This window comes from Mycobacterium asiaticum, assembly GCF_001673365.1.
In the GTDB taxonomy this organism is placed as follows: domain Bacteria; phylum Actinomycetota; class Actinomycetes; order Mycobacteriales; family Mycobacteriaceae; genus Mycobacterium; species Mycobacterium asiaticum_A.
Genome location: NZ_LZLS01000047.1, coordinates 1 through 1280 on the forward strand (window position 1 = coordinate 1; position 1280 = coordinate 1280).

At 66.1% G+C, this 1280-nt stretch carries 1 protein-coding gene; it reads right to left on the bottom strand.

All coding sequences use genetic code 11. The features are described 5' to 3' along the window. On the bottom strand, nucleotides 1–1271 hold a 1271-nt coding region (locus tag A5634_RS05320; RefSeq protein ID WP_081290206.1), incomplete at its 3' end, for an HNH endonuclease signature motif containing protein. Nucleotides 1272–1280: the final 9 nt, after the last annotated feature.

Consider the following 1280-nt stretch of genomic DNA (forward strand, 5'->3'; position numbering starts at 1 on the left):
GTTTTCTCTGGGTGGTGGTAGCGGTTGGTGCGGCGTTGGCCGTGGTCAAGGTGGGCTGGGGGGATCCATTCGACGTCGCCGGTGGCGGTTGTTCTTGTGGTCCAGCCTTGTTCGGCCAGCGGGTGGTGTGCGCCGCAGGCGAAGGTGAGCTGGTTGATGTCGGTGTCGCGGGATCCGGCGTAGGGCAGCACGTGGTGCACCTCGCAGTAGTATCCCTTGACCGAGCAGCCAGGAAAGCTGCAGCCGCGGGCGTTGGCGTACAACACAAGTCGCTGCGCGGGACTGGCCAGCCGCTTGGCGTGATAAAGCGCTAACGGCTTGCCGTTATCGAACACGGCCAAATAGTGATGGGCGTGGCGGGCCAAGCGGATCACGTCGGACATGGGCAACAGGGTGCCGCCACCGGTCAACCCCCGGCCCGCGGCAGCCTCCAAATCTTTAAGCGTGGTGGTGACGACGATCGAGGCGGGTAAACCGTTGTGCTGACCCAACTTCCCCGAGGCCAGCAACGCCCGCCCACCGGCCAGCAGCGCGTCATGGAAACGTTGGGCCTTGCAGCGCACGTCGGTGCGCGCGGCCTGTTGGGACGGCTCGTCATCGACCGCCGGGTTTTCCTGATCCCGGTGGCACTGGCCCGGAGCACCCAGTTTGGCCTCGATAGCCTCTAGCACCGCGCGCAGTTCGGGATCGACCCAGCCGCTGATCGCCGACATCAGATCGCCCTGTTGCGGACCCAGGGTGATACCGCGCTTGCGGGCGCGGGCGCTGTCCTGGTCGTCGTCGTGGGGGGCGGGGCCGTTCTGGTCGATCATGTCGTAGAGCGTGCGGGCGTCTTCGCGCAGTTCATCGGGGCGCAGTTGTGTGGCCAGGGTGGCCAACTGCTTTTCGGCTTCCTTGCGCACATCGGCGGCCACGCCGGCGGGCAGGGTCTTGAAGAAGGTGCGGATGACTTTGATGTGCTCCTCACCGATACCGCCGGTGCGGCGCGCAGCAGCGGTAGCGGCCAGCACCGGGGGCAGGGGTTCTCCGGTCAACGCCCAGCGCGGCCCCAGCTCAGCAGCATCGTGGATGCGGCGGCTGGACTCAGCCGGGGTGATGTGCAGGCGATCGGCGATCACGGTGTGCAAGCGCCCACCCAAATCGGCGTCACTGGCGCGGGCCTTGAGGTGATTGATCAACTCCGGCTCGGGACCCCGCACCAGACGCGCAAGCAGTTCACCGGCCTCCAACAAACCCAGCCACTCCGGAGTACTCAACGCATCAAAACTCAACTCAGACCA